Below are 22,937 nucleotides of genomic sequence, written 5' to 3' on the forward strand. Positions count from 1 at the left end.
TCTGAAGAACGTGTGTCGCTGCTCGAGGTCAGCGTTTTCACCCCTCCGCCTGGGGTCCCTAAGGGAAGGCATTGTGGTGTCGAAGATTCTCGGGCTGAAGTGCGGGGTCGGAGTTCGGCGAACGGCCGTCCCGGTTCGGCGAAACCCTCTCTGCTGGAGGCGGAGTGGCTGCCCGCCGGGCGAACGGCAGCGTCGCCGCGGAGGTGCAGGGTGCTGGAATCCCTCTGCGGCTCGCTGACACTCCGCGGCAGACTTGACGCGCGGCCCGAGAAGCATCGGCGGACGGTCGCACCGAGGAGACCCGCATGAGCACCGCACTGATCACCGGAGCGTCCACGGGCATCGGCGCCGCGTTCGCGCGCGCCTTCGCCCGCCGGGGCTTCGACCTCGTCCTCGTCGCGCGCGACCGGGGCCGGCTCGAGGAGGCGGCCGCCGCCTTCCGCGCGCTCGGCGCCCCGCGCGTCGAGGTGCTGCCCGCCGACCTCTCCGACCGCGAGGACGTCGAACGGGTGCGCGTCCGGCTCGTCGACCCCGAGCGGCCCGTCCGGGTGCTGGTCAACAACGCCGGCTTCGGGATCGACGGCAGCTTCGCCGAGCCCGACGTCGCGGCGCAGGACGAGGCGTTCGAGGTGATGGTCCGCTCCGTGTCCGTGCTCTCGGGGGCCGCCGCGCAGGCGATGGTCGGCCGCGGGCGCGGGGCGATCCTCACCGTGTCGAGCGTCGCCGGCTTCGTGCACCTCGGGCCGTACTCGGCGATCAAGGCCTGGGCGACGGCCTTCACCCAGTCGCTGGCGGTGGAGCTGCGCGGTACGGGCGTGCGGGCCGCGGCGCTCTGCCCGGGCTGGGTGCGCACCGAGTTCCACGAGCGCGCGGCGATGGACACCGCCTCGATCCCCTCCTTCCTCTGGCTGGACGCGGACGCGGTGGTCGAGGAGTTCCTGCGCGACGTGGCGCGCGGCTCGGTCGTCTCGATCCCCTCCTGGAGGTTCGGCGTGCCGATCAGCGTGGTGCGCCACCTGCCCGGCTCCCTGGTCCGCCGGCTCTCCGCGGCGGTGAGCGCGCGGCGCTGAGGGCCCGCCGCAGCCGGGCACCGCAGAGGTGCGGATCGGCCGTCCCTATTCCCGGCGTTCCTCCACGCGGCGTTCCGTACACTTGACGCTCGTGGTTGCCGATCAGATCCATCTCGTGCGGCACGGCGAGGTCTTCAACCCCGACCGGGTCCTCTACGGGCGACTCCCGCACTTCCGGCTCTCGGACCTGGGCAACCGGATGGCGCGCTCCGCCGCCGACGACCTGCTCGAGCGCCGCCGCCCCGTCACGGCGCTGTTCGCCTCGCCGCTGCAGCGCACGCAGGAGTCGGCTCAGCCGATCTCGCAGGCCTTCGAGCTCGAGATCGTCACCGACGAGCGCCTGATCGAGCCGACCAACCGCTTCGAGGGCAAGCGCGTCGCCGCCCGCAACTCGGCGCTCAAGGACCCGCGCAGCTGGCCGCTGCTCCGCAACCCCTTCGAGCCCAGCTGGGGCGAGCCCTACCTCTCCATCTCGGCGCGGATGTACGCGGCGCTCGAGTCCGCCTGGCAGGGCACGGCCTCCGGCGACGCCGCGCTCGTCAGCCACCAGCTGCCGATCTGGACCACCCACCGCGCGATCGCGGGGGAGAAGCTCTTCCACGATCCGCGCAAGCGCCGCTGCGCGCTGTCGAGCATCACCACCTTCGAGCGCCGGGGCGACCGCTTCGTCGAGGTCGGCTACTCCGATCCGGCGGCCGGCCTCCAGGGCCTCGCGACCGACGTCGGAGCCGTCTGATGCGCCGGACCCGCGCGCTCGGCGTGCTCGTGCTCGTCGGCGCCCTCGCGCTGAGCGGCTGCACCCGCGACAAGCTCGCCGAGGACTACCGGCAGGGCACGAACAACGGCTTCATCTCGGGCGACGGCACGATCAAGGAGGTCCCCGTCGACCAGCGGGGCGAGGCGATCGAGTTCACCGGCACCGACGAGGACGGCGCGACCATCGACTCCGCGGATCTCGCCGGCCGCGTCGTGGTGGTCAACTTCTGGTACGCCAGCTGCGCTCCCTGCCGTGCCGAGGCGGCCGATCTCGAGACGGTCAACACCGAGTTCGCCGACCAGGACGTCTCGTTCGTCGGCGTGAACGTGCGCGACCAGGCGCCGACGGCTGCCGCGTTCTCCGCGAACTACGGACTCACCTACCCCTCGATCGTCGACACCGACTCCTCGGTGCAGCTCGCCTTCACCGGCGAGGTGCCGCCGAACGCGGTGCCCACCACGATCGTCCTCGACAAGGAGGGCCGGGTCGCCTCGCGCATCCTCGGCCAGCTGCAGGAGGCGTCGATCCTCTCGACGCTCGTGGGCGACACGCTCGCGGAGTCGGAGTAACGCGGTGAGCGAGGTCGTCATCAGCGGCCAGCTCCTCCTCGCGGTGCCGATCGCGCTGCTGGCCGGGCTGGTCTCGTTCGCGTCGCCCTGCGTGCTCCCGCTCGTGCCGGGGTACCTCGCCTACGTCGGCGGCTTCACCGACGCCGGCGAGCGCGCCGCCCGGGGCCGCCGCCGGGTCGTGCTCGGCGTGCTGCTGTTCGTGCTCGGCTTCTCGCTGGTCTTCGTGCTCTTCGGCGTCGCCGCCGGCTCGATCGGCTTCTGGCTGCGCGCCTACGCCGACGTCATCACCCGCGTGCTCGGCGCCTTCGTCATCGCGATGGGGCTGGTCTTCATCGGCCAGCTCTCCTTCCTGCAGCGCACCGTCCGGCCCGGCTTCCGCCCGGCGACCGGGCTGATCGGGGCCCCGCTGCTCGGCATCGTCTTCGGCGTCGGCTGGACTCCCTGCCTCGGCCCGACGCTGACCTCGATCCTCGCCCTGAGCTACGGCGCCGGGTCGCCCTGGCGCGGCGCGCTGCTGACGGTCGTCTACTGCCTCGGCCTCGGCATCCCCTTCCTCCTCGTGGCGTTCGGCTTCAGCTGGGTGACCACCACCCTCGCGTTCGTGAAGCGTCACATCCGCGTCATCAACATCGCCGGCGGCGTCGCCCTCGTCCTGATCGGAGTCCTGATGGTCACGGGCCTGTGGAACACCCTCGTCTACGGAGCACTCTTCGAGGTGATCAATGGCTTCCAGCCCGCGCTCTGAGTCCGACTCGAGCACCGAGTCCGACTCGAGCACCGAGTCCGATTCGAGCACCGACGCCTCGACAGGCGCCGACGCGACCCAGCAGAAGGCGGACGCCTCCTTCCGCCCCGCCGACCACTTCGACTCCGACGGCTCGATCACGCAGCCGACCCTCGGCTTCACCGGCTGGGTCCGCTGGATGTGGCGCCAGCTCACCAGCATGCGCACGGCACTGTTCCTGCTGCTGCTGCTCGCGATCGCGGCGGTGCCGGGCTCGCTCGTGCCGCAGCGCTCCTCCGACCCCAACGGCGTCACCCAGTACTTCGTCGACAACCCGGACCTCGCGCCGCTGCTCGACAAGGTCCAGGCCTTCGACACCTACACCTCGGCGTGGTTCTCGAGCATCTACCTGCTGCTGTTCGTCTCGCTGATCGGCTGCATCATCCCGCGGACGAAGCACCACTTCGAGGCGATGCGCTCCCGCCCGCCGAAGACGCCGGCCCGCCTGCAGCGTCTGGCCGGCTACACCGTCCGCGAGGTCGAGGGAGCGAGCGAGGAGGAGGCGATCGCCTCCGCGCAGGCCGTCCTGCGCCGGGCGGGCTACCGCACCGAGCGCCACGACGACGCGCGCGGCCGCTGGTCGAGTGTCTCCGCCGAGCGCGGCTACCTCCGCGAGACCGGCAACCTCGTCTTCCACTCCGCCCTGGTCGGCATCCTCGTCGCCGTGGGCGTCGGCGGCGGCTTCGGTTACAGCGGCCAGCGCGTGCTGGTCGAGGGCTCGCAGGGCTTCGCGAACAACCTGGCCGGCTACGACTCGTTCAACCCGGGGCGCTTCTTCGACAGCGGCCAGCTCGATCCGTACCAGCTGACCCTCGACTCGCTCGACGTGCAGTACGAGGAGCGGAACCAGCAGGCCCTCGGGCAGCCGGTCGACTTCACCGCGCACGTGACGACCACCCAGCGCGGCGGCGACTCCTCCGACGAGACGATCAAGGTCAACGACCCGCTCGCGATCGGCGGCACCAACGTCTACCTGCTCGGCAACGGCTACGCGCCGACGATCACGGTGCGCGACCCCTCGGGCACGGCGATCTTCACCGACTCCGTGCCGTTCCTGCCGCAGGACGCGAACCTCACCTCGGTGGGCGTCGTCAAGGTGACCGACGGCCTCGCGGAGCAGGTGGGGCTCACCGGCTTCTTCTACCCGACGCAGGACGAGCTGCCCTCGGGAGCATCGACCTCGATCTTCCCGGACCTGCAGTACCCGGTGCTCTCGCTCAACGTCTTCGAGGGCGACCTCGGCCTCGACGGCGGCGTGCCGACCTCGGTCTACGTGCTGAACACCGACTCGCTCACCCGCCTCACCGGCGGGAAGACCGGCGTGCCGTCGATCACGCTCAAGCCGGGCGACTCCGCCGACCTGCCGAACGGCCTCGGCACGGTGACCTTCGACAACGTCGGAGCGGACACCTCCGTCGTCGGGACTGACAGCGTCAAGCGCTTCGCCTCGTTCGACATCCACCACGACGCGACCCAGGGCTGGGTGCTGCTCTTCGCGATCCTCGTGCTCGCGGGGCTGCTCACCTCGCTGTTCGTGCCGCGGCGCCGCGTGTGGGTGAAGGCGACGAGCGGGGCGGACGGCGGACTGACAATCGAGTACGCCGGGCTCGCCCGCGGCGAGGACCCGCAGCTGACGCGCGCGGTCCGGACGATCGCGGACCGGCACGCGCCGCTCGACCAGCCCTGACGCCGGCAGGCTCGACGTCGATCTGCTCCGACGCCGGCCGGCGCTGACTCCGGCCGGCCCTGACGTGGCCGGGACCGGACTCCTCGGGGGCCGCGGTCAAGTGATCCAACCTGTGCATGTGTGCAGGGGCGCCTCACGGCGCCGTCGCTTACCCTGGAGGGGTGATCGAGACCCTCTCGCAGTACTCCGTGCTGTGCCTCTACTCCGCCATGGGCATCTACGCCCTGGCCTTCATCTTCTTCGCCATCGACCTGGCCCGGCGCTCGTCGGTCGCCGACGGCGACTCGATCGAGGTCGTCCGCGAAGCCGAGCGGGTCGCCTCCAGCGCCGCCGCCGACCGCGCGGCGAGCGGCAAGGCCACCGTCGCCTCCGGAGCAGCCTCCGCCGGCGGCAACGGGCGCACCGCGACGCTCTCCCGCCTCGGCAGCCGCGTCGAGGACGAGGTCTACAACGCCCCGTCCCGCTCGAAGGCCATGCGGATCGGCTTCTCGCTCACGCTCCTCGCCTTCGTCCTGCACCTCGGCGCCACCGTCCTCCGCGGCATCGCCGCCGGCCGGGTGCCGTGGGCCAACATGTACGAGTTCTCGATCACCGGGACCGTCCTCATCATCGGGGTCTTCCTCGCCGTCCAGCTGCGCTGGGACCTCCGCTTCCTCGGGGCGTTCATCACCGGTCTCGTGCTCGTGCTGCTCGGCGTCGCGACCGTCAACTACTACGTCGCCGTCGTCCCGCTGCCGCCGGCACTCCAGTCCTACTGGCTCGTCATCCACGTGCTCGTCGCGATCCTCGGCACCGCCTTCTTCGCGCTCGGCTTCGCGCTCTCCGTCACGCAGCTGCTCCAGTCGCGGAGGGAGACCAGCGGCGAGAGCGCGCCCTCCGTCCTCCGCTTCCTGCGCACCCTGCCCAGCTCGCTGACGCTCGAGAACCTCGCCTACCGCGTCACGATCATCGGCTTCATCCTCTGGACCTTCACCCTCATCGCCGGCGCCGTCTGGGCCGAGAAGGCCTGGGGCCGCTACTGGGGCTGGGACACCAAGGAGGTCTGGACCTTCATCATCTGGACCATCTACGCCGGCTACATCCACGCCCGCGCCACCCGCGGCTGGCGCGGCACCCCCTCCGCCTGGCTCGCGATCATCGGCTTCTCCGCCGTCATGTTCAACTTCGGCGTCGTCAACGTCTTCTTCAAGGGGCTTCACGCCTACTCCGGCCTCGACACCGGCATGTGATCTGCGGGCGCTGGTGGGCGCGCTCGCGGCGTTGTCGTCGGGGTCCGTAGCTCCCGCTACGCACCCCTCCTCCGCCTTGCGATCACACCCACCAGCACCCGCAGATCGGTACTGACGGGGGTGGGGCCGTCGCTGCGCGACGAGCCTCATGAGCACGGCCGTCGCTGCGCGACGAGCCTCCGCGGCAGGGCCGTCGCTGCGCGACGAGCTCCTCCTGGGGACGGCAGCGCCGTTCGCAGAACGGTCGGCGCAATCATGCTGGTCGAGTAGCCCCGCAGGGGCGTATCGAGACCAGCTGTTGCCAGGAGGCTGGGTCTGCAGACTCGACCTCGGGCAGTGGTGGATCTCGAGACGCGCCCGGTGCGCGCTACTCGATCAGCATGGGGTGCGGAGGCGGTCAGGCGCCCGTGATCACGTCGATCAGGTGGGGGGCGAACGGCTCCGCCAGCGCGAGGACGAAGCGGGTGCGGGCGCCCTCGGGGTGGACGTCGCGGTAGAGGCCGCGGAGGTCCGGGAGGGTCTGGCCGCGGCCGGGACCGAAGGAGGTGTCGACCTCGACGGGGACGCGCGGGGCCGAGGTGAGCTCCAGGGCGCCGACGGCGATGGCCGCGGCCATCGGGTCGTGCAGCGCGGCGGTCCGGTCGCCGAAGTGGCCGACGTAGAAGTCGAAGTAGTAGTCCAGCGCGTGCCCGATCGCGGACGCCAGCGGATCGGCGGACCGGATCAGGACGTCGCGCTGCTCCTCGTCCAGCAGGTGCTTCATCGTCACGTCCAGCGGGACGAGCGTGAGATCCCAGTCCGCGGCGACGACCTCGGCGGCCGCGGCCGGGTCGTGCCAGATGTTCGCCTCCGCGACCGCGGTCACATTGCCCGGTGCGAGCCCGGCGCCGCCCATCACGGTGACCGAGTGCAGCAGCGACGGCAGCTCCGGGTGCTTGCGCAGTGCGAGCGCCAGGTTCGTCAGCGGCCCGATCGCGACCAGCCGCAGCTCGCCCCCGTGCTCGCGGGCGAGGCGGAGCAGCAGGTCCGCGGGGTCCTCGTCGACCGGTTCCGCGCCGACGGGCAGCATCACGCCGCCGATGCCGTTCTCGCCGTGCACGTGCGGGGACCCGCCGGAGTAGGGCTCCTCGAGGAAGTCGTGCGCGCCGATCGCGACCGGGACGTCGGTCCGGCCGGCGAGGGCGAGCAGGCCGAGGCTGTTCACGGCGGCCTGGTGGGCGTCGGTGTTGCCGCTGACGGTGCTGATGCCGACGAGCTCGGCGAGCGGCGAGCGCAGCAGATAGGCCAGGGCGAGTGAGTCGTCGATGCCGGTGTCGCAGTCGAGGAAGACGGGGACGGTGGGTGCGGTCACGGGACTCCGATGCTCGAAGGGGGAGGGGTGCGGCGGGCATCGGCGGCCGGAGCAGATCCATTCTGGCCCTCCGGCGGCGCCGCCCCGACCGCGGGTAGCCTGAACCGGTGCCCGCCGTCCGGCCGGTGCCCGAGACGAGGAGGGGCCCGTGCCGCGTCCGTCCCTCGTCGCGACCGTCGCCGACGCGCTGCTCGACGAGATCGTGGCCGGCCGCATCCCGATCGGCTCCGAGCTGCCGAGCGAGGGCGAGCTGGCCCTCGCGCACGACGTCAGCCGGGCGACCATGCGCGAGGCGCTGGGCCGCCTCCAGGGCCTCAACGTCATCGATGCGCGCCGGGGCAAGCGCGGCACGGTCAATCCGGTCGCGCGCTGGAGCGACCTCGAGCCGATCCTGCGGGCGACCGCCTCCGGCACGGACTCCGCCGAGGCGTCGCTGCACCTGATCGAGGTGCGCGAGATGATCGAGACGGGCGCCTCGGCGCTGGCCGCGGTCCGCCGCTCCGACGCCGACCTCGCGCGGCTGGAGGAGGAGCTGGCGCGGATGACCGCCGCGCACGAGGCCGGCGACCTGGCCGCCTTCGTCGCCGCCGACATCGCCTTCCACGACGTGATCCTCGCCGCGACGGGCAACGTCTTCGTCGCCGCCGTCTTCGCGCCGCTCGCGAAGGTCATGCGGGCGAAGCGCGAGCAGACCTCCGCGCTGGTGCAGATCCAGCGGAACGCCCTGGTCAAGCACCGCGCGGTGCTCGAGGCGATCCGCGCTGCTGACGCCGATGCCTCCCGCGCGGCGATGGCCGACCACATCGCCCAGACGGCCGAGGATCTGCGGCGCTACGTGCTCTCCGGCCCCACGTCCGACGGCCCTGCCTCCTCCGGTCCCGACGCCGACTCCCCGAGGGCGGCCCGCGCGTAGCCGAGCGCGGTGACGACGTGCGGTCGCCAGCGCTCCAGTGCCGCGGTGTCGGGAGACTCGCGCGGCACGCTCACCCACTCGCGGAGAGTCCGCCTGCCCATCACGACCGGGTCGGCGTCGCCGCGCCCAGTCAGCTCGACGGCGTCCTGCCGCGTCAGCTTCACGATGAGCCGGTCGTCGGCGCCGAGGAAGCAGACGATCCGCCCGCGGTGCCGGATCGCGGGGGAGCCGAACATCGTCGCGATGTCGACGTCGTCGAGCGCGGCGTGCTCGATGAGGTCCTCGAGCAGCTGCCGCCGGGCGGGGAGGGGGCTCGTCATGCCCGGAGGCTACTCGGGCGGGCACGCCCACTGCACGGCGATCCTGCTGGTCGAGTAGCCCCGGAGGGGCGTATCGAGACCCGCCCGCCGCCAGCAGCGTGGTCTGCAGGCCGGCGTGCAGACGGTGGTGGATCTCGATACGCCCGCTGCGCGGGCTACTCGATCAGCATGGGTGGGCGCGCTGCGTAGGCCGCTCAACCTGCTGCCGTGCGCTCTTCCTTCGAGGCGCGGAGTACTTGTAAGATATCTGATACCCCAGGACGAAGGAGTACCGGTGATCTCGGAGACGACGCTGCTGCAGCAGTACCCCGCGCAGGTGCCGGTCGAGGCCGCCGCCGTCGCCGCCACGCGGACGGCGCGCACGCCGGTGCTGGTCGTGCTGGACGACGACCCGACCGGCACGCAGTCCGTCGCCGATCTGCCGGTGCTGACCAGCTGGGCGGAGGAGGACCTCCGCTGGGCGCTCGCCACCGGCGCACCGGCCGTCTACGTCCTCAGCAACACCCGGAGCCTCGCGCCCGAGGACGCCGCCGAGCGCAACCGGGAGATCGTCGCGAGCGCGCTCGCCGCCGCTCGAGCCCTCGAGGTCCCGGTCGCCTTCGTCAGTCGCGGTGATTCCACGCTGCGCGGCCACTTCCCGCTCGAGACCGACACCATCACGGACGCCCTCGACGGCGCGGTCGACGCCGTCCTCCTGGTCCCCGCCTTCCCGGATGCCGGCCGGGTGACGATCGGCGGCGTCCACTACATGCGCGGCACGGACGGGCTCCAGCCGGTCGCCGAGACGGAGTTCGCCCGCGACTCGACCTTCGGCTACGCGCACTCCGACCTGCGCGAGTGGGTGGCGGAGAAGACCGAGGGCCGCTGGCCGGCCGACCGGGTCGTCGCGCTCGGCCTCGACACGATCCGCGCGGGCGCCGACGCGATCGCGGCCGTGCTGGCTCCGCTCCGCGGCGGCGTGCCGGTGGTCGTCGACGCCGTCACCGAGGACGACCTCCGGCTGCTGGCCCTCGGGCTCGCGCAGGCGGAGGAGGCGGGCCTCCGCGTGCTCTACAGGGTCGGCCCGCCGTTCGTCCGGGCGCGCATCGGCCAGGCGGTGCGCCCACCGCTCACCGCGGACGAGGTCTTCCCGAGCGGGTCCGACGCGGCCGATCGGACCCGCGGCGGCCTCGTCGTCGTCGGCTCGCACGTCGGCCTCACCTCGCGGCAGCTCGAGCGTCTCGCGGCGACCGGATCGCTCCGCGCGACCCTCGAGCTCGACGTCGACCGCGCCGTCGACCCCGAGCGGGCGCCCGCGCACCTCGCCGAGCTCGTCGAGCAGGCGGTCGCCGCCCTCGCGGACGGCGACGTCGCCGTGCACACCAGCCGCTCGCTCCGCCGCACCGACGACCCGCAGGAGAGCCTCGACCTCTCCCGGCGCGTCTCGGCCGCGGTCGTCGCCGTGGTGCAGGGCGTCCTCGCCCGCGTCCGCCCGCGCTTCGTCATCGCGAAGGGCGGCATCACCTCGAGCGACGTCGCCTCGAAGGGCCTCGGCATCCGGCGCGCGATCGTGCGCGGACCGATGCTGCCCGGCCTGGTCTCGCTCTGGGAGCCGGTCGAGGGGCCGGCCGCAGGCATCCCCTACATCGTCTTCGCCGGCAACGTCGGCGACGACGAGTCGCTGGCGCAGGTCGCCGCGACGCTCCGCGCTCCCGCGCTCTGACCGCGCACCCGCATCCGCCCCGATCCCCTGGAGGACCCCGTGACCACGCCCGACACCACCCCCGCCTCCGCTTCGGACTACACCGTCGCCGTCCTCGGCCTCGGCGCCATGGGCCTGCCGATGGCGACCCGCCTGGCCGGCTCGCTGACCGTGCACGGCTTCGACATCGCCGAGCCGCGTCTCGCGCTGGCCCGCGAGGCCGGCATCACCCCCTTCGGCTCGGCCCGCGAGGCGGTGGCCGGCGCCGACGCGACGCTGCTCGCCGTCCGCAACGGCGCCCAGCTGCGCGAGGTGCTCTTCGGCGGCGCCGACTCCGAGGGGATCGCGACCGCGCTGCGCGCCGGCTCCGTCGTGATCATGACCAGCACGGTCGGCATCACCGAGGTGACCGAGGTGGCGGCGGCGCTCGCCGAGCACGGGGTCGACCTGGTCGACGCCCCGCTCAGCGGCGGACCGGTGCGCGCGGGGGAGGGCGACCTCCTGATCGTCGTCGGCGCGACCCCCGCCGCCCGCGAGCAGGCCCGTCCCGTGCTCGACCTGCTCGCCTCCACCCTCAGCGTCATCGGCGACCGCCCCGGCGACGGCCAGGCCTTCAAGACCGTCAACCAGCTGCTCTGCGGCGTGCACATCGCCGCCGGGGCGGAGGCCCTCGCGCTGGCCGCGAAGCTCGGCCTCGACCCGGCGGCCACGCTCGAGACGCTCTCCGCCGGCGCGGCCGGCTCGTTCATGCTCGGCAACCGCGGGCCGCGGATGCTGCAGGCCGGCGACGAGGGCGGGGCCGAGGTGCTGAGCCGCCTCGACATCTTCGTCAAGGACCTCGGCATCGTCACCACGGCCGCGCGCGGCGCGGGTCTCGCCACCCCGGTCGCCGCGGCGGCCGAGCAGCTCTTCCTGCTCGGCGCGGCCCAGGGACTCGCGGCGGCGGACGACTCCGCGATCATCTCGGTGCTCGCGCCGCCCGACTGATCGGGCCCAGGCAGCCTCAGCGGCTCAGAGCAGCGCCCACGTCTCGCGGAGGCGGTCGCGCCACCAGGCCAGCCGCTCCGGCGAGACCGCGTGGCGCAGCAGCAGCGCCTCCGACACCTCGACCCGCTCGACCGGGATCGCGCCGTGGACGGGCCGCAGCGGCCGCTCGGTCACGTCGGCGGCGAGCAGCGAGGCCGTGCCGAGCCCGCAGTCGTAGGGCAGCTCGGGCAGCGCCGCGGCGAGCGCCGCTCCCATCGCCAGCCCGACCGAGCTGTCGAGGGCGCTGGAGACCACCGCGGGCAGCCCCGCCTCGGCGACGATGTCGAGAGCCCGCCGCACCCCGCCGAGCGGCTGGGCCTTGACCACGAGCAGGTCGGCGGCACCGGCGCGCGCGACGGCGAGCGGATCCGCGGCCTTGCGCACGCTCTCGTCGGCGGCGACCGGGATGCCCATCCACTTCACCCGGCGGCGCAGATCGGCGAGCTCGTCGACGCTCGCGCACGGCTGCTCGACGTACTCGAGGTCGGCGGAGGCGAGCGCGTGCACCGCGTGCTCCGCCTCGTCGACGTTCCAGCCGCCGTTCGCGTCCACGCGGATGCGCCCCTCCGGACCGAGCACCCGGCGCACCTCGGCGACCCGCGCCACGTCGTCGGCCAGGGTCTGCCCGCGCTCCGCGACCTTCACCTTGGCGGTGCGGCAGCCGTGGTAGCTCGCGAGGATCGCGGCGACCTCGCCGGCGTCCATCGCGGGCACCGTCGCGTTCACGGGGATGCGGTCGCGCAGCGGCGCGGGCTGCTCGCTCCAGCCGTAGTCGAGGGCGGCGCGCAGCCAGGCGGCCGACTCCGCGGGCCCGTACTCGAGGAACGGCGAGAACTCGGTCCAGCCCTCCGGCCCGCGGACCAGGGCGATCTCGCGGTGGTCGACCCCGCGGAAGCGCGTGCGCAGCGGCAGCGCGACGACGCGCAGTCCGGCGTCGACCTCCTCGAGGGTGGGCAGTTCGGCGGGGAGGGGAGCGGGCACGACATCGTCCATCCCGCCATCATCCTCCGCCGGGCGGACCGGCCCGGACGGGCGGCGCTCAGCCCGCGTCGTCGAAGGCCGCGGGCAGTCCGCCCTCGCCACCCGCGCTGCTGAGCACGAGGCCGGTCGCGGCGTCGATCGTGTAGACCAGGTGGTCGAGTGTCAGCGGAACCATCGTGTACGGCGCCGGGATGTCGCCCGTGTAGCCGACGAGCCAGAGTCCGTCGGCGGGGGAGAGCCCGGGCGGTGCGGCGATCTCCTCGCCCGCGGCTCGCAGTGAGCCGCTCTCGCCGTAGACGGACTCGGCGCTGACCCGGACGGCGCGCTCGCTGCCCGCGTCGACGCCGGGACCCTCGAGCGGGCGCACCACGGCGATGGCGGCCTCCGCGGAGTCGACCGGCGTGCCCGTCGGGGCGGCCGGGGCATCGGCGGCCGGCGTGCTCCAGATCTCGACCCCCTCGGCGATCGGCACTCCCGCGGGCGTCTCGGCACTCGGACCGGACCCGGCCGCGGCGCCCGCCTGCGGAGTCGTCTCCGCGACGGCGACCGTCTGCACCGTGGCCTCCGCCTCCCGAGCGCCTCCCGCTCCCGCGACCGAGGCGAGCGCCGTCATCGCTCCCACGGCGATCACGCCGACCACCACTCCGAAGCCCGCTTCGATCCGGTTCACGACGCCTCCCACCGCGGTCGGTCGTCTCCGGCGCGCGGGGCCAGAGTGGCACATCGCGCGCCGCCTGCCCAGGGGGCATCGGCGCGACGGCGGGCCGCCCGCCCCGTGCGAGACTGGCGTCGACGACGCTCGACCCCGGAGGGACGCGATGAGCCAGGTACCCGTGAGCCCGCCCCCGATGTCCCCCGCCACCCGGCCCGGCGGCCCCGGGGCCCCGCGGCCACTCGGCACCGGCGGCTGGATCGCCCTGGGCGCGAGCATCGTCGTCGGCGTCGTCTACACCGGCGTCCTCGGCACGCTGCTCGCTCTCGGCATCGGCACCGCGATCGACGCGACCGCCGACGCCCTGCCGACCGCGGCGCCCGGCTTCACCGACGAGCCGTTCGGCGAGGCGACCGAGGGCCCGGACGCCGGCGACCCGGCCGACCCGCTCTACGACTACCCCGGCTACCAGGACGGCGACGCCGCCTTCGTGCTCGCGCAGCCCTCGGCCGAGGCCGCGATCGCGCAGTCCGAGGCGGCCGTCGCGGCGATCGAGTCGACCGTCCTCGACGGCTGGACCTCGGCCGACGACGAGTACTACGAGCGCTCGGAGAACGGCTACGGCGGCCCGTCGCTCCTCTACGACTACATCTCGGCAACGAGCTACGCCGACGCCGACCTCGGCTCCGTCGCCGCCAAGCAGGCGGTCGTCGACGTGTTCACCGCCGCGGTCGCGCCGCTCGGCTTCGACGCCGTCGACGTCGCCGACACCCCGGCCGAGTGGTCCGAGGTCGGCTACGAGTACGAGGGCGATCTGAGCGACGAGGAGGCGGGCGCCGCGCTCTGGGTCGTCACCGCCTACTCCACGGTGGAGGACGTGCCCGCGATCGAGATCGGCCTCGTCGATCTCGGTGCGGACAGCACCGGAGAGGTCGAGCGGATGCTCGACGACGTCGGGCTGACGCCGCCGGACAGCGGCGCGTTCCTCGCCGGCTACGCCAACGCGATCCTCGAGGAGGGCGACCGCGCCGAGTTCACGGAGCGGATGCAGGCCTACGGCGGAGTCGCCGCCACCTGAGCCTCCGGTACCGGCAACCGGGTGACCTCGCAAGCCCGAGCCGACGACCCGCGTGCCGCCTAGCGTGAGGGCATGGCCCAACCCCGAGCGACCAGACCCCTGCGCGACTACGCGGCGATCGGCGACGGTCGCACCGTCGCGCTGATCGCGAGCGACGGGAGCGTCGACTGGCTGCCCGTCCCCGACCTCGGCTCGACCCCCGCGTTCGCCGCGCTGATCGACGCGAGGACCGGCGGCTGCATCGAGCTGTCCCCGGAGGAGCCCGCGGAGACGACCCGCCGCTACCTGGGCGACACGAACGTGCTCGAGACCACCTTCACCACCGAGTCCGGCACCGTGACGGTGACCGACGCGCTGGTGACGGGTATCGCCGGGCGCCTGCCGTGGGCCGAGCTGGCGCGCCGGGTCGAGTGCACCGACGGCGAGGTCCGGATGCGCTGGGTCGTCCGCCCCGGGACCGGCCTCGGCACCTTCTCCCCCTGGATCCAGAACGCGGACGGCCGCTCGCTGATCCGGGCCGGCGACATCACGATCGGCGTCACCGGGAAGGACCACGGACCGGTCGACGAGTCGGCGCCCTCCGGCGCGGGCGACGAGCTCGCCGGCGGCTTCGTCGCGACCGCGGGCGGCGAGCGGCACGTCCTGGTCGTCTCGGCGACGCACGACGAGCCCCTGCACTTCCCGGTCGCGGTGAACGTCGACCGCGGGATCGACCGCACGCTCGCCAGCTGGCAGTCCTGGTCCGACGAGTTCTCCTACGACGGGCCCTGGGCCGGAGCGGTGCAGCGCAGCGCGCTCGCGCTGAAGCTGCTGATCTACTCACCCACCGGCGCGATCGCGGCCGCCGCCACCACCTCGCTCCCGGAGTCGCCCAACGGCGGCAAGAACTGGGACTACCGCTTCGCCTGGGTGCGCGACGCCGCGTACACGGCGCACGCGCTGGTGCGCTTCGGCCTGCGCGAGGAGACGCACGCGGCGCTCTCCTGGCTCCTGCGCACGATCAAGGAGCACGGCCCGGATCTGCACATCTTCTACGGCCTCGACGGCTCGCTGCCGACCGAGCAGACCGAGTACGACGTCCCCGGCTACGCGGGCATCGGCCCGGTCCTCGCCGGCAACGGCGCGCAGAGCCAGCTGCAGCTCGGCGTCTTCGGTGACCTCTTCGACATCTGCCGCATCTACGTCGACGAGGGCAACGTCCTCGACATCGAGACCGGCCGGCTGCTCGCGCGGATCGCGGACACCACCTGCGACCTCTGGCGCAACCGCGACGCCGGGATGTGGGAGCTCGAGGAGGAGCAGCACTACACCTCCTCGAAGATGGGCTGCTGGCAGGCGCTCGACGCCGCCGTGCACCTCGCCGAGCTCGGCCAGGTGGCGGGCAGCCCCGACCGCTGGCGCTTCGAGCGCGACCGCATCCGCGACTGGATCGAGGAGAACTGCTGGTCCGAGGAGCTCGGCTCCTACGTGATGTACCCGGGCAGCGAGGAGCTGGACGCCTCCGTCCTGCTGCACGCGCCGAGCGGCTACGAGCGCGGTGAGCGGATGGTCTCGACCATCGACGCGCTGGTGAAGGAGCTGGGCCGCGGCGCCCTGCTGTTCCGCTACTCCGGCATGGAGGCCGAGGAGCACCCGTTCGTCGCCTGCTCGTTCTGGCTCGCCGGTGCGCTCGCCTGCGTCGGCCGGCACGACGAGGCGATCGCGCTGATGGACGAGCTGGTCGAGACGGTGCCGAACGACGTCGGCATCATGTCCGAGATGGTGGCCGTCGACGACCTCGCGTTCTGGGGCAACCTGCCGCAGGGCCTCAGCCACCTCGCGCTGATCAACGCCGCGATCACGATCGAGGAGCTGGCGCCGGAGAAGGTCGGCGAGCGCTGACGGCGGCGTCCGGGCCCCCGACGATCGGCGCGGCGCACCGCTAGACCCGGCGACGGGTTCGCGCAACCCGGTTGAGGGGCTCCCGCCGCGGCGCGTAGACCGGACTCATCACCCCGGACCGTCCTGCGCGGCGTGCCCGGGAGCGGCAGGAAGGAAGACCAGATGGATCTCGGCATCTCCGGGCGCACCGCCCTCGTCACCGGCGGCGACTCCGGTATCGGCTGGCACACCGCCCAGCTCCTGCTCGCGGAGGGCGTCACCGTCGTCCTGAGCGACAAGGACCAGGGGAAGCTCGACGAGGCGGCCGCCCGCCTCGGCGCCGCGGACGGGACGTTGCACGCCTTCGCCGCCGACGTCACCAGCGTCTCCGAGCTCGCCGCCCTGCACGAGCGGACGGCCGAGGCCGTCGGCGAGATCGACATCCTCGTGCAGTGCGCGGGCGTCACCGGCGCCCAGGGCCTCTTCCACGAGATCGACGACGAGGGCTGGACCAGCACGCTCGAGACCGACCTGCTCGGCCCCGTCCGGCTCGTCCGCGAGTTCCTGCCCGACCTGCGCTCCGGAGGCTGGGGCCGCCTCGTGCTCACCGCCTCCGAGGACGCGGTGCAGCCCTACGACGACGAGCTGCCCTACTGCGCGGCGAAGGCCGGCGTGCTGGCGCTCGCCAAGGGCCTCTCCCGCTCCTACGCCCTCGAGGGCCTGCTCGTGAACGCGGTGTCGCCGGCCTTCATCCACACGCCGATGACCGACGCGATGATGGACAAGCGCGCCGACGAGAACGGCACCTCGAAGGAGGAGGCCATCTCGTCCTTCCTCGACGAGGAGCGGCCCTACATGGAGCTGAAGCGACGGGGCCGGCCCGAGGAGGTCGCCGCGGTCATCGCGTTCCTCTGCTCGGAGCGCGCCTCGTTCGTCAACGGCTCGAACTACCGCGTCGACTCGGGCTCGGTCGCGACGATCTAGCCCCGGGTACCCGGCCCCCGCAGTCCCGGCGCCGTCCAGGTCGCGCACCCCGCGCGTCCGGGCGACGTCCAGCCGAAAGAGTCACAATCGAAGTCGGGTTTTCCGCATCCCGGCACTGTCAGAGAAAGGAACGGTCCATGACCACTACCCTCGAACGCCACGTCGAAGCCCCCGCGGGCTCCGGAGCGAAGACCAGCCGCCGCCAGAACGCCGAGAAGGGCTTCAAGGCCTCGAAGGAGCTGCTCGACAGCCTCCAGATCGTGCTCGTCGACCTGATCGAGCTCCACGTCCAGGGCAAGCAGGCGCACTGGAACGTCGTCGGCAAGAACTTCCGCGACCTCCACCTCCAGCTCGACGAGATCATCGAGGCCGCGCGCGAGTTCAGCGACGACATCGCCGAGCGCATGCGCGCGCTGCACGGCATCCCGGACGGCCGCAGCGACACCGTCGCGGCGACCACGACGCTCCCGGAGTACCCGCACGGCGAGATCGACACCGCCGAGACCGTCGACCTCATCACCGTCCGCCTCGAGAACACCGCCGCCACCATGCGCGAGGTGCACGACCAGGTGGACGACGAGGACCCGACGAGCGCCGACCTCCTGCACGCGATCATCCAGAGCCTCGAGCAGTACGCCTGGATGGTGTCGGCCGAGAACCGCACCACCTCCGCCGCGAAGTAGCACCACCGCACCACCCGTCGAGGGACCCCGCCTGCGCTGGGTCCCTCTTCGCGTCCCCGGGGTCGGCGCCGACGGAGGAGCCCGCGGAGCGGGCGCACTTCATGCTGATCGAGCAGCCCGCCTAGCGGGCGCACTTCATGCTGATCGAGTAGCCCGCGCAGCGAGCGCACTTCATGCTGATCGAGTAGCCCGCGCAGCGGGCGTATCGAGATCCCCGTCATCCGCAGTCCTGGTGCCGTGGGTCTCGATACGTCCTGCGGGCTACTCGACCAGCATGCAGAGGCGGCCTCGCGCAACCGGCCCGATCCCGCCCCCAGCCCCCGACAGTAGGGTCGAGGCCATGAGCACGCAGGTTTCCGAGCTGTTCGACGCGCGCCGCTGGGCGCCGGTCGACGGGTTCGACGGTCTCGAGGACATCACCTACCACCACGACCGCTCCGGCCGCATCGCCCGGGTCGCGTTCGACCGGCCGGAGGTGCGCAACGCCTTCCGCCCGCGCACGGTCGACGAGCTGTTCCGCGCACTCGAGGACGCGCGGACGAACCCGCGCATCGGCGTCGTCATCCTGACCGGCAACGGCCCCAGCCCGCGCGACGGCGGCTGGGCGTTCTGCTCGGGCGGCGACCAGCGCATCCGCGGCCGCGACGGCTACCGCTACTCGGACGGCGAGACCGCCGAGGGCATCGACGCGGCGCGCAACGGCCGCCTGCACATCCTCGAGGTGCAGCGGCTGATCCGCTTCATGCCCAAGGTCGTCATCGCCGCCGTCCCCGGCTGGGCGGCCGGCGGCGGGCACTCGCTGCACGTGGTCTGCGACCTGACGATCGCCTCCGAGGAGCACGGCCGCTTCAAGCAGACCGACGCCGACGTCGGCTCGTTCGACGCCGGCTACGGCTCCGCCTACTTCGCCCGCCAGATCGGCCAGAAGAACGCCCGCGAGGTGTTCTTCCTCGCCCGCGAGTACTCCGCGCAGCGCGCCTACGAGATGGGTGCCGTGAACGCGGTCGCCCCGCACGCCGAGCTCGAGGCGACCGCCCTCGAGTGGGCCGAGACGATCCTGACCAAGTCGCCCACCGCGATCCGGATGCTGAAGTACGCCTTCAACGCGGTCGACGACGGACTGGTCGGCCAGCAGCTCTTCGCCGGCGAGACCACCCGCCTCGCCTACGGCACCGACGAGGCCGTCGAGGGGCGCGACTCCTTCCTCGAGAAGCGCGCGCCCGACTGGTCGCCCTTCCCGTGGCAGTTCTGACGGTGGCGGCGCGGCGATGACCCGCCCGCTCGCCTCCGTCGATCCGGCTCCGGAGAAGGTGCTCATCGCCCTGCGCGCGGCGCTCGACGGCAGCGGCCCCGCGGTCCGGATCGCGGCCCCGGGGGCGGAGAGCTCCGAGGCGGACGCGGTCGTCCCGCAGCGCGTCGCCGTCGTCGTCGAGACCTCCGGCTCGTCCGGCCCGCCCAAGCGCGTCGCGCTCGCCACCTCTGCGCTGCTGACCAGCGCCTCCGCCACCCTCGCCGAGCTCGGCGGCCCCGGCCGCTGGCTGCTCTGCCTGCCGACGCACTACGTGGCGGGAGTGCAGGTGCTGGTCCGCTCGCTGACCGCCGACGCCGACCCGGTCGTGCTGCCGGCCGGCGGCTTCGACGCCGCCGCCTTCCTCGCCCTCGCCCGGACGATGCCCGCGGGGGAGCGGCGCTACTCGTCACTCGTCCCGGTGCAGCTCGCCCGGCTGCTCGACCTCGCGGAGAGCGTGCCCGCCGAGGCCGCGGTCCTCGCCTCCTTCGACGCGCTGCTGATCGGCGGCCAGTCGACCCCGCAGACGCTGCGCGACCGGGCCGCCGCGCTCGGAGTGCGGATCCGGCTCACCTACGGCTCGAGCGAGACCGCCGGCGGCTGCGTCTACGACGGCGTCCCGCTGCGAGACGTGCGGATGCGTGTCGTCGACGGCCAGGTCCTCCTCGGCGGCCCGACCCTCGCGGAGGGCTACCTCGACGCGGACGGCTACCTCGACGCGGAGCGCACAGCCGTCGCCTTCGTCTCGCTCGACGGCGAGCGCTGGTACCGAACCGGCGACGCCGGCGTCGTCGAGGACGGCCGCCTGAGCGTCACCGGCCGCCTCGACCGGGTGATCGTCTCGGGCGGGGAGAAGGTCTCGCTGGACGCGGTCGAGCGAGTGCTGCGCGACGGACTCCTGCCCGACGCGGTCGTGGTGCGCCGCTCGGACGCGCAGTGGGGCGAGGTGCCGGTCGTCGCGACGACCGCGCCGGACGCAGACCTGGCGCGGGTGCGCTCCGAGGTGGTCGAGCGGCTCGGCCGAGCGGCCGGCCCGGCGGCGGTCCTGGCCCTCGCGGAGATCCCGCTGCTCGCCTCGGGGAAGCCCGACCGCCGCACCCTCGAGAGCCTCGCCGCGGACGGAGCGGTCTGACCACGGGACCGGACGGGGGCGGAGAACGACGCGTCGCCCGGCGGCCGACGGCCCGGGACGGGCAGGGACCACTCGGTAGGATTCCCTCCGTGTCGAGTTCGAGTCGCAAGAAGAAGCCGTCGGCGAAGCCCCGGAGCGGTCGCCCCGGCGGCGACCCACGCCGCGTCGTCGTGCAGCCCGCCGGCCCGCGCGAGTGGATCGCCGGAGCCCGGCTGCGGACCCTCCCGCTCGCGATCGCCCCCGTCCTGATCGGCACCGGAGCGACGCAGGTCACGGACGAGGGCTGGCACTGGGTGCGCGCCCTGCTCTGCCTCGTCGTCTCGCTCGCCCTGCAGATCGGCGTGAACTACGCCAACGACTACTCCGACGGCATCCGCGGCACGGACGCGAACCGCGTCGGCCCCTCGCGGCTCACCGGATCGGGTGCCGCCAAGCCGCGCGCGGTGCTCACGGTCGCGCTGGTCTTCTTCGGGATCGCGGGCGTCGCGGGCCTCGTGCTGACCTTCCTGTCCGGCTTCTGGTGGTTCCTGATCATCGGCGCCGCGGCGATCGCCGCCGCCTGGTTCTACACCGGCGGCCGGCGCCCCTACGGCTACCTCGGCCTCGGCGAGCTCTTCGTCTTCGTGTTCTTCGGACTCGTCGCCACCGTCGGCACGACGTTCGTGCAGATCGGCCGCGCGAACCAGGAGTCCTGGCTCGGCGCCGTCGCCGCGGGCCTGTTCGCCTGCGCCGTGCTGATGGTCAACAACATCCGCGACATCCCGACGGACCGGCTCTCCGGCAAGCGGACCCTCGCGGTCGTCGTCGGCCCGACCATCGCGCGGGCGATGTACAGCGCCTTCGTGCTGGTGCCGTTCGGGATCGCGGTCGTGCTGGCGCTGTTCTACCCGCTCGCCTGGCTGACGCTCTTCGTCCTGCTGGCGGTCCTGCCGGCCATCCTGATCACCCTGACCGCGCGCACGGCCAAGGAGCTCATCCTCGCCCTGCAGCTGACCAGCCTGAGCGGCCTCGCCTACGCCGCGATCCTCGGCGCGGCCCTCGCCTTCTGACCCACCCCGCATGCGCGTCGCGCGCATCCATCGCTGGTCGAGTAGCCCCGGAGGGGCGTATCGAGACCCCTTGTGGTCAAGTGGTTGTTGCAACGAGGAGTTGGTCGAGGCGTTGGGCGGGGGTGGCCCAGTCGAGGGTTTTGCGGGGGCGGGTGTTGAGTTCTTCGGCGATGGCGTCGAGTTGTGTCTGGGTGTAGGTGCGGAAGTCGGTGCTGCTGCGGGGGAAGTATTGGCGCAGGAGTCCGTTGGTGTTCTCGTTCGATCCTCGTTGCCAGGGCGAGTGGGGGTCGGCGAAGAACACGCGGCAGTCGGTGGCGAGGGTGAAGGTGGCGTGGCGGGCCATCTCGATGCCCTGGTCCCAGGTGAGGGTGCGCCGCAGATGCTCGGGGAGTCGGTGCATGAGGGTGGTGAGCACGGCGGTCACGTTTCCGCTGGTGCGGTCCTCGGGGAGTGAGCCGAGCATCACGTAGCGGGTGGAGCGTTCCACGAGGGTGATGATCGCGGAGGTGCCTCGCGCGCCGATCACGAGGTCGCCTTCCCAGTGCCCGGGAACGGCGCGGTCTTCGGCCTCGGCGGGGCGGGTGCTGATGTTGAAGTCCTTCGCCCAGAGCCGGCCCGATCGAGCGGCCCTAGCTCCTCGGGACTGCGGGCGGCGAGAGGCGCGTGCTGAGCGCAGCAGCAGTTCGTGCGCGAGTTCTCGGCGCAGCTCTCCGCGGGTCTGGTAGTAGATCGCCTGATAGATCGTCTCGTGAGACACGTGATACTCCGGTCGGTCAGGGAACTCGCTCTTCAGCCAAGCAGACACCTGCGACGGGGACCACTTGCTGCGCAGCTTCTGCTCGACCAGACCCCATAACAACGGCGACGCGGCCGGCCGCCTCGCTATGAGCTTGCGTGGTTTCGGGCGCTTCGCCCGCTCATCCGCTTTGCGCTGCGCGACGGACGCGGAATACGCCCACCGGTACTCACCCCCCAACCCCGGACCTGTCCCCGAGGCCACGGACCGGCGACGATCAGGATGCCGCGCGAGCATTCCGGCGGTGTGAGCACCCCGATACACGTTGTTGCGTTTGAGCTCCCGCCACACCGTTGACCGATCACGTTTGATCAACTCCGCGATCTCCGGGAACCGCAGCCCCCGAGCGAACAACACAGCGATCTGACCCCGCTCACCCGCATCCAACCGACGACCCGGCATGCAACCACCCCTCCGTTGCAACAACCGTATGAAACCGCCCCCACCGTCACCGAGACGCTGAGTCTGAGACCACCGTGCCGACGACGGTGGGTCTCGATACGCGCGCTCCGCGCGCTACTCGATCAGCGAAGGTCGCCCGCTGCGCGAGCGACGTCTCTCTTCATGCTGGTCGAGCAGCCCCGGAGGGGCGTTTCGAGACCCACTTTCACCGAGAGGCGGGGTGAGCAGGCCGATCTCGCGGCGGGGTCAGGCGCCCGGGCGGCCGTCGCGGGCCGCGTCGACCGCGGCGTCCTCGATGTCGTCGTCGGTGGGCGTGCGCGGGACTTCCTTGCGGCGCTCGTAGATGGCCTCGGCGATCCGCTCGCGGGGCTTGCGCAGCACGATGTAGGAGAGCGACATGCTCGCGATGGCGGCGACGAAGCCGGCCGTCACCGCCGCCGTCAGCTCGGAGTCGACGAAGGAGCGCGCCGGCAGGTACACCAGCACGAAGACGCCGGCGAACATGGCCAGACGCAGGAGCGAGTAGACGACGACCGCGCGGCTCAGTTTCACCGGGCAAGTGTACGTCGGCCCCTGCATGCGCGTCCGTGAGCACCCCGGGAGCTCCCTGTCCAGCATCCGTGCGCCCGGTTCCTTCGAGGACCC

General features: G+C 72.7%; 22 protein-coding genes. 16 read left to right on the forward strand and 6 right to left on the reverse strand.

Annotation, left to right across the window (positions count from 1 at the left end; translation table 11 throughout):
• Nucleotides 1-305: 305 nt before the first annotated feature.
• The 6 genes from EDF45_RS14690 to ccsB all read left to right on the forward strand — a co-directional run bounded on the left by EDF45_RS14690 (nucleotide 306) and on the right by ccsB (nucleotide 6,096).
• Nucleotides 306-1,070, forward strand: a complete 765-nt coding sequence (locus EDF45_RS14690) for an SDR family oxidoreductase (RefSeq protein WP_123736778.1) — start codon at nucleotides 306-308, stop codon at nucleotides 1,068-1,070.
• Nucleotides 1,071-1,161: 91 nt separating this feature from the next.
• Complete coding sequence (locus EDF45_RS14695) at nucleotides 1,162-1,806, forward strand: histidine phosphatase family protein (RefSeq protein WP_123736779.1); 645 nt, start codon at nucleotides 1,162-1,164, stop codon at nucleotides 1,804-1,806.
• Nucleotides 1,806-2,396 (forward strand): TlpA family protein disulfide reductase, encoded by a 591-nt coding sequence (locus EDF45_RS14700; protein WP_123736780.1) that lies wholly within the window; start codon nucleotides 1,806-1,808, stop codon nucleotides 2,394-2,396. Before EDF45_RS14695 ends, EDF45_RS14700 begins: the two co-directional genes overlap by 1 nt.
• 4 nt (nucleotides 2,397-2,400) lie before the next feature.
• Nucleotides 2,401-3,141, forward strand: a complete 741-nt coding sequence (locus EDF45_RS14705; protein ID WP_123736781.1) for a cytochrome c biogenesis CcdA family protein — start codon at nucleotides 2,401-2,403, stop codon at nucleotides 3,139-3,141.
• Nucleotides 3,119-4,867: a cytochrome c biogenesis protein ResB gene (locus EDF45_RS14710; protein ID WP_123736782.1), complete on the forward strand. Its 1,749-nt coding sequence runs from the start codon at nucleotides 3,119-3,121 to the stop codon at nucleotides 4,865-4,867. The genes EDF45_RS14705 and EDF45_RS14710 overlap by 23 nt, the downstream gene beginning before the upstream one ends.
• 161 nt (nucleotides 4,868-5,028) lie before the next feature.
• Nucleotides 5,029-6,096, forward strand: a complete 1,068-nt coding sequence (ccsB, locus tag EDF45_RS14715; RefSeq protein WP_397460053.1) for a c-type cytochrome biogenesis protein CcsB — start codon at nucleotides 5,029-5,031, stop codon at nucleotides 6,094-6,096.
• A gap of 397 nt (nucleotides 6,097-6,493) precedes the next feature.
• On the opposite strand, the gene EDF45_RS14720 is transcribed toward ccsB, so the two are convergent.
• The gene (locus tag EDF45_RS14720; RefSeq protein WP_123736783.1) at nucleotides 6,494-7,447 is read right to left on the reverse strand and encodes a nucleoside hydrolase; all 954 of its coding nucleotides are present in this window, start codon (nucleotides 7,445-7,447) and stop codon (nucleotides 6,494-6,496) included.
• A 148-nt stretch (nucleotides 7,448-7,595) separates the two neighbouring features.
• Between EDF45_RS14720 and EDF45_RS14725 the strand changes: the two genes are divergently transcribed.
• A complete protein-coding gene (locus tag EDF45_RS14725) occupies nucleotides 7,596-8,360 on the forward strand; it encodes a FadR/GntR family transcriptional regulator (RefSeq protein ID WP_123736784.1) in 765 nt (254 codons plus the stop codon).
• Here the strand turns inward: EDF45_RS14725 and EDF45_RS14730 are convergent.
• Entirely contained in the window at nucleotides 8,279-8,680 is a 402-nt protein-coding gene (locus EDF45_RS14730) for a hypothetical protein (RefSeq protein ID WP_123736785.1), read from the reverse strand. The genes EDF45_RS14725 and EDF45_RS14730 overlap by 82 nt on opposite strands.
• A gap of 274 nt (nucleotides 8,681-8,954) precedes the next feature.
• Here EDF45_RS14730 and EDF45_RS14735 point away from each other — a divergent pair, with 274 nt between their 5' ends.
• Together EDF45_RS14735 and EDF45_RS14740 are read left to right on the forward strand one after the other, a co-directional pair.
• The gene (locus EDF45_RS14735) at nucleotides 8,955-10,382 is read left to right on the forward strand and encodes a four-carbon acid sugar kinase family protein (protein WP_123736786.1); all 1,428 of its coding nucleotides are present in this window, start codon (nucleotides 8,955-8,957) and stop codon (nucleotides 10,380-10,382) included.
• Between the two features lie 39 nt (nucleotides 10,383-10,421).
• On the forward strand, nucleotides 10,422-11,348 hold the full coding sequence (locus EDF45_RS14740; protein ID WP_311316342.1) for an NAD(P)-dependent oxidoreductase: 927 nt from the start codon (nucleotides 10,422-10,424) through the stop codon (nucleotides 11,346-11,348).
• A 24-nt stretch (nucleotides 11,349-11,372) separates the two neighbouring features.
• Here the strand turns inward: EDF45_RS14740 and EDF45_RS14745 are convergent, their stop codons facing one another.
• Together EDF45_RS14745 and EDF45_RS14750 are read right to left on the reverse strand one after the other, a co-directional pair.
• Nucleotides 11,373-12,380: an o-succinylbenzoate synthase gene (locus tag EDF45_RS14745; RefSeq protein ID WP_123736787.1), complete on the reverse strand. Its 1,008-nt coding sequence runs from the start codon at nucleotides 12,378-12,380 to the stop codon at nucleotides 11,373-11,375.
• A gap of 46 nt (nucleotides 12,381-12,426) precedes the next feature.
• Entirely contained in the window at nucleotides 12,427-13,038 is a 612-nt protein-coding gene (locus tag EDF45_RS14750; RefSeq protein WP_148060298.1) for a hypothetical protein, read from the reverse strand.
• A 163-nt stretch (nucleotides 13,039-13,201) separates the two neighbouring features.
• Here EDF45_RS14750 and EDF45_RS14755 point away from each other — a divergent pair, with 163 nt between their 5' ends.
• From EDF45_RS14755 to EDF45_RS14785, 7 genes are all read left to right on the forward strand, one after another.
• Complete coding sequence (locus tag EDF45_RS14755) at nucleotides 13,202-14,098, forward strand: hypothetical protein (protein ID WP_148060299.1); 897 nt, start codon at nucleotides 13,202-13,204, stop codon at nucleotides 14,096-14,098.
• A gap of 72 nt (nucleotides 14,099-14,170) precedes the next feature.
• A complete protein-coding gene (locus EDF45_RS14760) occupies nucleotides 14,171-15,979 on the forward strand; it encodes a glycoside hydrolase family 15 protein (RefSeq protein ID WP_123736790.1) in 1,809 nt (602 codons plus the stop codon).
• 162 nt (nucleotides 15,980-16,141) lie between these two features.
• Nucleotides 16,142-16,942, forward strand: coding sequence for an SDR family NAD(P)-dependent oxidoreductase (locus EDF45_RS14765; protein ID WP_123736791.1), 801 nt, complete (start codon nucleotides 16,142-16,144; stop codon nucleotides 16,940-16,942).
• A 137-nt stretch (nucleotides 16,943-17,079) separates the two neighbouring features.
• Complete coding sequence (locus EDF45_RS14770) at nucleotides 17,080-17,625, forward strand: Dps family protein (protein WP_123732843.1); 546 nt, start codon at nucleotides 17,080-17,082, stop codon at nucleotides 17,623-17,625.
• Between the two features lie 340 nt (nucleotides 17,626-17,965).
• A complete protein-coding gene (locus EDF45_RS14775) occupies nucleotides 17,966-18,877 on the forward strand; it encodes a 1,4-dihydroxy-2-naphthoyl-CoA synthase (protein WP_123736792.1) in 912 nt (303 codons plus the stop codon).
• Nucleotides 18,878-18,893: 16 nt separating this feature from the next.
• Complete coding sequence (locus EDF45_RS14780; RefSeq protein WP_123736793.1) at nucleotides 18,894-20,045, forward strand: AMP-binding protein; 1,152 nt, start codon at nucleotides 18,894-18,896, stop codon at nucleotides 20,043-20,045.
• 89 nt (nucleotides 20,046-20,134) lie between these two features.
• Nucleotides 20,135-21,094, forward strand: coding sequence for a 1,4-dihydroxy-2-naphthoate polyprenyltransferase (locus EDF45_RS14785; RefSeq protein WP_372487876.1), 960 nt, complete (start codon nucleotides 20,135-20,137; stop codon nucleotides 21,092-21,094).
• 76 nt (nucleotides 21,095-21,170) lie between these two features.
• Here EDF45_RS14785 and EDF45_RS14790 read toward each other — a convergent pair whose 3' ends face one another.
• Nucleotides 21,171-22,292, reverse strand: a complete 1,122-nt coding sequence (locus tag EDF45_RS14790) for an IS30 family transposase (RefSeq protein ID WP_123736794.1) — start codon at nucleotides 22,290-22,292, stop codon at nucleotides 21,171-21,173.
• Between the two features lie 246 nt (nucleotides 22,293-22,538).
• A complete protein-coding gene (locus EDF45_RS14795; protein ID WP_185020202.1) occupies nucleotides 22,539-22,844 on the reverse strand; it encodes a DUF4229 domain-containing protein in 306 nt (101 codons plus the stop codon).
• Nucleotides 22,845-22,937 lie beyond the last annotated feature (93 nt).

The sequence above is a fragment of the Rathayibacter sp. PhB186 genome (genome assembly GCF_003751825.1).
GTDB lineage: Bacteria > Actinomycetota > Actinomycetes > Actinomycetales > Microbacteriaceae > Rathayibacter > Rathayibacter festucae.

Excerpts from the sequence above, each read along its gene's own strand:
- EDF45_RS14780 (WP_123736793.1), top strand. The coding sequence starts at position 18,894 with ATGACCCGCCCGCTCGCCTCCGTCGATCCGGCTCCGGAGAAGGTGCTC.
- EDF45_RS14745 (WP_123736787.1), bottom strand. The coding sequence starts at position 12,380 with ATGGACGATGTCGTGCCCGCTCCCCTCCCCGCCGAACTGCCCACCCTC.
- EDF45_RS14765 (WP_123736791.1), top strand. The coding sequence starts at position 16,142 with ATGGATCTCGGCATCTCCGGGCGCACCGCCCTCGTCACCGGCGGCGAC.
- EDF45_RS14710 (WP_123736782.1), top strand. The coding sequence starts at position 3,119 with ATGGCTTCCAGCCCGCGCTCTGAGTCCGACTCGAGCACCGAGTCCGAC.
- EDF45_RS14790 (WP_123736794.1), bottom strand. The coding sequence starts at position 22,292 with ATGCCGGGTCGTCGGTTGGATGCGGGTGAGCGGGGTCAGATCGCTGTG.
- EDF45_RS14730 (WP_123736785.1), bottom strand. The coding sequence starts at position 8,680 with ATGACGAGCCCCCTCCCCGCCCGGCGGCAGCTGCTCGAGGACCTCATC.
- EDF45_RS14690 (WP_123736778.1), top strand. The coding sequence starts at position 306 with ATGAGCACCGCACTGATCACCGGAGCGTCCACGGGCATCGGCGCCGCG.
- EDF45_RS14760 (WP_123736790.1), top strand. The coding sequence starts at position 14,171 with ATGGCCCAACCCCGAGCGACCAGACCCCTGCGCGACTACGCGGCGATC.
- EDF45_RS14775 (WP_123736792.1), top strand. The coding sequence starts at position 17,966 with ATGAGCACGCAGGTTTCCGAGCTGTTCGACGCGCGCCGCTGGGCGCCG.
- EDF45_RS14700 (WP_123736780.1), top strand. The coding sequence starts at position 1,806 with ATGCGCCGGACCCGCGCGCTCGGCGTGCTCGTGCTCGTCGGCGCCCTC.
- EDF45_RS14770 (WP_123732843.1), top strand. The coding sequence starts at position 17,080 with ATGACCACTACCCTCGAACGCCACGTCGAAGCCCCCGCGGGCTCCGGA.